At 70.5% G+C, this 7,380-nt stretch carries 4 protein-coding genes and 1 pseudogene; 3 read left to right on the forward strand and 2 right to left on the reverse strand.

The annotated features are described in order from the left end of the window. Window position 1: 1 nt before the first annotated feature. Together pglZ and ACFVWD_RS49575 are read right to left on the reverse strand one after the other, a co-directional pair. Window positions 2-2,788 carry a BREX-2 system phosphatase PglZ gene (pglZ, locus tag ACFVWD_RS49570; RefSeq protein WP_389605087.1) on the reverse strand — a complete coding sequence of 929 codons (2,787 nt, stop codon included), beginning with the start codon at window positions 2,786-2,788 and terminating at the stop codon, window positions 2-4. Beyond that, window positions 2,785-4,956: a hypothetical protein gene (locus tag ACFVWD_RS49575; protein ID WP_389605088.1), complete on the reverse strand. Its 2,172-nt coding sequence runs from the start codon at window positions 4,954-4,956 to the stop codon at window positions 2,785-2,787. Before ACFVWD_RS49575 ends, pglZ begins: the two co-directional genes overlap by 4 nt. Window positions 4,957-5,050: 94 nt before the next feature. Between ACFVWD_RS49575 and ACFVWD_RS49580 the strand changes: the two genes are divergently transcribed. The 3 genes and pseudogenes from ACFVWD_RS49580 to ACFVWD_RS49590 all read left to right on the forward strand — a co-directional run. Then, complete coding sequence (locus ACFVWD_RS49580) at window positions 5,051-6,376, forward strand: hypothetical protein (protein ID WP_389605089.1); 1,326 nt, start codon at window positions 5,051-5,053, stop codon at window positions 6,374-6,376. Between the two features lie 217 nt (window positions 6,377-6,593). Beyond that, entirely contained in the window at window positions 6,594-7,133 is a 540-nt protein-coding gene (locus ACFVWD_RS49585) for a winged helix-turn-helix domain-containing protein (protein ID WP_389605091.1), read from the forward strand. Then, a pseudogene (locus tag ACFVWD_RS49590) lies at window positions 7,130-7,380 on the forward strand (DDE endonuclease); the annotation flags it as partial. The gene ACFVWD_RS49585 and the pseudogene ACFVWD_RS49590, both read left to right, overlap by 4 nt.

Consider the following 7,380-nt stretch of genomic DNA (forward strand, 5'->3'; position numbering starts at 1 on the left):
TTTACGCCTTCACCCCGAACTGGTCTTTCAGCAGTGTGATGTCGAGCCTGACCCGCGCTCCCGCGTCGATGAGACCGAGGACCGGGTAGCCCTCGACGTTGAGGAGTCGCTGCAGTGCCGCGACGAAGAACTCCGCGTTGCGCGGGGCCCGTCCGCCGGAGGATGCGGCTGCGGCGCTGACCGCGGCGAGCGAGAGCGTACCGTCCGCCGCGACGAGCGCGTCGATGACGGCAGCGACGGCTTTCTTCTCGGGGCCCTTGCGCACGAACTGCTTTTGCGCCGCGTACACGCCGGTGTCCACGACCTTCGCGCCGAGGGTCAGGGGGGTGGGAGCGTCGTCGGGGCGCGGCGGGGTCTTCTTCGCGGCCGGTCGGGACGTGGTGGCGGGCTGTGGTGCGGTGGGCACACCTGCGCGGCTCGCATCGTGGTGCCACCACGGCGGGGTGACGGCCTCCGGGGAGAGCACCGACCAGCCAGGCGGCAGGGTTTCGGCGGAGGGCAGCAGCACCAGCACCGGCACGGTCATTTCCGCCAGGGATGCGCCGCCGTGGTAGCCGGCCTTGCGGGGGGTGTAGCGCTGGTCTTCTCGCCACAGTGTGGTGATGCTGCCGCCGCCCTCGAGCACGCGCGGGCCGGCCAGGTGGACCTCGTCGTCGCCAGGCTCTTCGTTCGGAGGTCCGATGCGCCAGCGTGCCGACTCCACGCCCTGGGCGGGCAGCGGGCCTTGGGTGGTGCGGTCCAGGACGTGGCCGTGGTCGGCCACCAGCACGACGGGGCGGCCTTGGCCGCGTGCTGCGTCCAGCAGCTCGGACAGGTAGCGGACGCTGCCGACCGTCCAGTCGCCCTTGGAGCTTTCCTGGCCGTGGTCGAGGGCGTCGTCGATGGTGTTGAGGACCACGCCGACGACGCCGTCGCCGGCGATGGCGGTGACGATCTCGGGGGCGAGGCGGTGCCCGGCCGGGCCGGGCAGGTCGGCTTTGTAGAAGAGCACGGCCTCATGTCGCCGCTTGCGCCAGAACGCTACGAAGCCGTCCTTCTCGATGTTTTGGCCGCCGGTTGCCAGGCCGCCGGTGAGCAGGGTGGCGCGGCTGACGGTGGTGATGGAGGGGATCGCGGCGACGGCGGCGGCCCGTCGGCCGGCCTCGGGTGCGGCCTCGGTCCAGCGCGGTGCGCCCAGTTCCTCTCCGAGCTGGGTGGCGACCGCGCTGCTCATGCCGTCCAGGAGCAGGATCAGCGGGAGCCTTTGTGTAGCAAGGGGTGCGGCGATGTGCCGCAGCACGTCCTCGACCAGCAGCGCCCCCTCGGGTTGGGTGGTGGTGGCGTGCTGGGTCCAGGTAGCCAGGGCCGTGGCGAATTGGCGATCGAGGTGGTCGCGGCGGGCTCTGGCCGCCTCGTGGATGACCCGGTAGGCCTCGTTGACGTGCGGGTCCATTGCCCCGTCCCCGGCCCACAGCCGGTTCAGGGCGCGGTCGGCCCAGCCCCAGTCGCCCAGGTGCGCCTGGACCGCGGCGTTCACCGCACCGGCGCCGGAGGGGAGGTCGACCTTCGGGGTGGTCAGCCAGCGCTCGAGGCGTACGGCCATCTCGGCGAGTTGGACCTGCTCGGGGAAGAGCAGGTTCGCCAGATGGTGGCTGCTCACCTGGTTAAGGGCGGCCTCGGCAGCCTTGACGGTCTTCTGGTCGGGGCGCGGTGTGAGGGTGGCGGCCAACGAGCGCAGTCGGGTGCGGAAGCCGGACGGCAGGAAGCCGCTATCGGCGAGGGACTCGCGCAGTCCCGCCCGATCCGCCAGGCGGTCGGCCTGCTCCAGGACCTCCAGGACCCGGGTGCGCGCCTCAGTGCTGCGCGGTCCGCCCGCTGTGGCCTGGGTGATCCATCGGGCGAGGACGCCCTCCACGGCGCGGGTGTAGTGGCGCAGCACGTCGGGTCGGAAGGGGCCGGAGCCGAACAGTGCGCCCACCGCCAAGGCCGCCTCCGCGGTGGCCTGCGGCCCGGTCAGGGCGGCAGCAACGACCCCCAGCGCCATGGCGTCGCTGCCGCGGCCTTCCTGCACCAGGGCGAGCAGCAGCGGCGCCACGTCGCCGACCACGCTCTCCAGCCAGTCGGTCAGGCCGACTCGCTCCTCGGGCTGCAACTCGGCGAAGTGGGCTGGGCCGCCCGGGGTGCGGGACCAGGTGAGCAGGGCTTCCGCATCCAGTGGCACAGCGTCGGTGGACACGCCGTCGCCCAGGCCGATGCGGGCGTGCACGAGCGCGCGCATGGCGGCGTCCAGGGTCAGCACGGAGCCGACGGGCAGCCATCCGCCCGGCGGCTCTGCGGCCAGCAGGGCGTCGGCGAGCCAGGGCTGGCGGCGGATGCGTGCATCGACGTCGATGGCGCCGAAGCGCTGCTTGACGATCTCGACGCGGTCCACCGCAAGCAGGGAGCGACCGATGGCCTGACCGCGCAAATCCAGCGGCATCGGCCGGGTGTCGGGAGCGTCCGTGGTGACGACGAGGACGTCACCCCTGCTGCCGCCGGGGTGCTGGGCGAGGTGGTTTTGCCAGGCGTCCACGATTCCGAGCACCGAGGACTGGTGGCTGACGTGGACCCGGTACTGCTCCACTTCACCGTCTGCCGCCGTGTCCTTGACGAGACGGGTGGTGAACTCTCCGGGGGCGCCATCACGGTAGCGGCCGTGCACCAGCACCAGCCGGTGGCCTTTGGCATGCGGGAGCGCGGTCCACAGGAGTGCTTCGACGGCACGCTGGTCGATCTCGGGGACCGCGGCCTGGGTGATCGCCTGGGTCACGACGTACCGCCTTCCACTTCATCCCAGCCGATCTCGATCTCGGTGCCGGGGTTCGCCGCGGCATGGGAGCGGATCTGCTGGGTGAGTTCGGCCAGGGCCTGAGCCAGACCGGATTCGAGGCTGCCCGGGCTGGTCGCGATGACCAGCCGCCGGCGCTTGGCAGGGGCAGCTGCAGGCGTAGCAGGGGTGGGGGGCGCCGGCTGCGCGGGCAGCGGGGGCCGGCCGTGCTCGGTCAGGCTCACCTGGTCCGCATCCCTGGGGGCCGGGACCGGAGCCTCAGCGGGTGGTGTGGGCACGGGTGTCGGAGCGGCGGCGGCGTTGAGCCGACCGGACTCGCTGATGATGTCCACGGCCCGGCTCTCGGCCCCGTTCAGCACCGGGCCCAGCTCCCGCTCGAACTCTACGGCCGCGGCCGCCTCCGCGATCTCAGCGAGCAGCCGCTGCGCCCGATCCGCAAGACCATCTCCCCGACCGGTCAGGCCGCGCACGCTCTCCAGCAGCTGCCACTTGACGCGATCCAGCACATCCAGGGTCGGCTGCGCCGAGGACATGGTCTTCGCGAGGGCGTCGTCCGCGGTGGTGTAGCTGAGCGCGGACAGCTCCCGCACCAGCGCGGTCGCGTCCTTGTGACGGACCAGGCGGGCGATCAGGTCGGCGGCGTCGTGCACCGCCATCTCCCGATCGGTCGGCTCCTGCGTCAACCCGAGTGCGGTGCGGTGGTTGGCCAGCGAGCGCCGCAGCCCGTTGACCGCGGCCTCCCAGCCCTGCGCCTTGGCCCGGACCTTCGAGGCTAGGTCGTTGACGTTGCGGGCGTAGCGCACCCGGGGCACGCTCTCCCCAAACAGCGCAGCAGCGCGCTCGTGCGCGGCGGTGAACTCCTCCTCGCTGGGCAGCTCCTGCGCGCGCAGCGCCCAACCGGTGCCGATGCGGTCCAACTCGGGGGCGGCGGCCGAGGCGCCGTTGTAGACCCAGGAGCGGTCCGCGACCAGCGCATACACGGCGATCAGCAGGTTGCTGACTGTCTTGTCCAGGCCGGTCCAGCCCAGCTGGGCGATCCAGCGGCGGATGTCCTCCACCTCGTAGTCGCCGCTGACGCCGTGGGCGGTGGCATGCTGCTCGATGCGGCGGCGCCACTCGGTGCCCACATTCAGCGGCCCGTCGTGGACCTCCCCCAACTCCAGGGGGTGCACGATCCGCTTGACCAGCGCCAGCTGCTTGCTGTCCACGACGACACGACGCGACCCGTCCTCCATCGCCCGCGCGATCCACCCGTAGACACTCTTCAGCTCGCCGACCGTGACGGCCTTGCGGGTCTCCTGCGGGTCGAAGTCGGGGTGCTTGGGGTAGTGCGCGGCAAACAGCCCATCAGCGAGCTTGGCCATGTTGTACGCGAAGGGCGCGCCGCCTTGGAGCTGCGGGATGTGTCCCGGGTAGAGGGAGTAGACGTGCAGCCCGTCGGGTGTCTCCGCGCCGACGTTGGTGTCGTCCAGGTGCGCGATCCCGTACAGCTGGCGCAGCACGTCGGTGAGCTGGCTGGTGAGCGTGTCGCGCTGGGCCTCGAGCTGGTGCTTGACCCGGACCTGGTCATCGGAGGGCAGGTGGGCGGCGTAGTTGGCCAGCCGGTCCCGCTCCAGCAGGTACTGGATCTTCAGCAGCCGGCCGAGCTGCGCGGAGCGCTGCGGGGAGAAGAAGAACGGCAGCCAGACGATCGTGGGAGCCTCAAATCCCTCCTGCCGCAGCCGTTGGATCCGCGCCGTGTCGTCGCTGGGGTGCCCGTCGCTTTCATCGAACGGGTAATCGATGACGAAGCGGACGCGGCCCTCGACGCTGGGCGCGAACTGCGTCGTCGGCATGGTCGCCGGTTCCTTGACGTTCTCGAAGACGAACTCGGCCACCCGCTTGGTGCCGCGCCACACCACCTCGTGCTCGCACACGAAGGCACCGGTGTCGCGCACGCTCAGCGCCTCCCACAGCCGCTCCTTGACCCAGATACGGCGCTGCCCGACGTTGTCCTTCTCCCCCACCGCATCCAGGATCGGCTCGACGTCCAGGTCGGACAGGTGCAGGGTGAACACCGGGTCGGCGTCGTTGCCGTCGCTGCGCAGCTCACCGGGGAACTCCGCCTGCAACTCCCGCAGCCGGCGCACCGCCAGTTCGCCCGGCGTCACCGCACGCGAGCGCAGCGAGCCACGCTGCCGCAGTTGCCACCCCTACCGTCTCCTCGACGAAGCCCGCCCCGCCTCCCGGCCGTTTACGCAGCTGGTGATCTCGTTGCCGACCGGCAAGGGCGGGCCGTTCGAGGCGTTCCCGGTCGCCGACAGGGAGGTGCCGGATTACGGCGAGCGGCGGCCCGCTCTGCATACGAGCCGTGGGCAGGAACCGCTGTTCGCTCTCCGGCGGGACTGGGCCCCGGTGCTGGCCCGGCTGCGGAGCCTGCCTGCGGGCGAACCGCCGCTTACCGAGACCGCCCGCCGCTTGGTAGAAGACTTCACCCAGCAACGGCCTGGCCAGAGGCCGGACTACAAGAAGAACACCCGCACACTCACGATCCTGCTGTACTGGCTCGGCGCCGACACGGCGGTCTTCGAGCGCGACATCTACGACCTCGCTCGAATCGACGTGAACCTCGCGGCCAAGCCCGTCTGCCAGTTCCTGCGCATTCGCGGCCTGCTGGTGGAGGACCCTGACCTGCACCGAGACGCGGATCAGGTGTGGATCGAGTCGACCCTGGCCGCGCTGCCGGAGCCGGTCGCGAGCGAAGTGCGCACCTGGGTGAAGGTCATGCGCGAACAGGGCCCCCGCGAGGGCGAGCCGCGCGGGTACGACGGCATCCGCCGCTACCTCACCAATCTCCAGCCCGTCCTCACTGCCTGGACCACGACCGTCGGCATCACCTCACTGAGGGAGATCACCAAGAACCAGGTGGAGGACGCCGTGCACGGGGTGTCCGGCTACGCCCGCCGAGGGCTGGCCACAGCACTGCGCAGCCTCTTCCGCGCGCTGAAGCGTGAACGCGTGATCTTCCGCAACCCCGCCCGAGACCTCCCGGTCGGCGACATCAAGGGCATCCCGAAGTCCATCCCCTCCGACCTCCTGATGGGGCTGCTCGACCAGGCGACGACACCGCTCGGCCGCCTCGTCGTGGCACTCGCCGCCGTCCACGCGCTGCCCGGCAAGGAGATCCGGACCCTGCACATCACGGGCCTTGATCTCTCCCGCGGCACCCTCGAAGTCCGCCGCGGCCTGGTCCGGCACACTCTCTACCTGGAGGAGCTCACCCACCAACTCGCCGCCGACTGGACGGCCTACCGCCACCACCGCTGGCCGGCCTCGTCCAACCCCTACCTGCTGGTCAGCCAGAAGACCGCGGTCGATCCCGACCACCCGGCCGTCAGCATCGGAACCCTGAGCGGGGCCCTTCCCTGCGGGCTGACTCTGAGCGGCCTGCGACAAGACCGCATCCTCAACGAAGCGGCCGAAAGCGCCGACCCGCTCAGGCTGATGCGCCTGTTCGGCATCACCGAGCAGACCGCCATGCGCTACGTCACCGCCGCCCACCCCGAACGAACCTCCAAGCTGCCCAAATGATCCGCGACTACGGACAGATAGGTCCGACGGAGGGAGATCAGGATGGCGTCTAGGCCATAGGCGCGCTCTTCGCCTTGTCGGCGCTGACCGAATCGGCGAGGTAGAGCACCCCGAGCGTCGTGTTTTGTGACGGGCCGGTTCGCAGCCGCAGATTACTGACCTTTTCGGGTTGCCTTCGGGTGGTGACGTTGGGTGATCCCTGCGGTATGCCGGTGTTATGCGGTACGCGGATGGTGGGGGCCTGACTGCTGAGCGGCGGGCTGCGCGTGAAGGGATCCGGCTGGAGGCCGGGCAGAGGTTCGCACGAGGTGACAGGACTTCGGACATCGCCAAAGACCTGCGGGTGAGCGAGCGTTCGGTGGAGCAATGGCGCCGGGACTGGCGTGAAGGCGGTATCGAGGGTCTGAAGTCGAAGGGACCCGCGAAACTGCCGAAGCTGTCGGACGAACGGTTCGCCCTGTTGGAAAAGGAGCTGGCCAAAGGGCCGGCCGCGCATGGCTGGAAAGACCAGCGGTGGACACTGGAACGCGTCAGAATGCTGATCGGCCGCCAGTTCAAGGTCAGTTGCTCGATCGCGGGAACGTGGCGGCTCCTGCACCGCCACGGCTGGTCCTGGCAGAGCCCGGCTCGTCGCGCGCTGGAACGTGACGAACACGCGGTCGAGCTCTGGAAGAAGGACGTGTGGCCGCAGGTGGAAGCACCGCGGCGGCGCTCGGGGCCTACATCGTCTTCGAGGACGAGGTCGGGTTCGCGATGACGCCGCCAGGCGCCCGCACGTGGGGCCGGCGCGGGCAGACTCCCGTGGTGCGAGTGCGGGGACGGTCCCGGCGACGGATCTCGATCGCCGCGATGTGCTGCTATCGGCCGGGCGAACGGCCCCGGCTGATCTACCGGCCCCGCTTTCACCTGCTCCTCAAAGGCGCACGCAAGAGTTTTGCCTGGCAGGACTACCGTGACCTCCTGGTCCGCGCGCACCTGCAACTCGGCGCCCCGATCGTTGTCGT

The sequence above is a fragment of the Streptomyces sp. NPDC058086 genome, assembly GCF_042885015.1.
Lineage (GTDB): Bacteria > Actinomycetota > Actinomycetes > Streptomycetales > Streptomycetaceae > Streptomyces.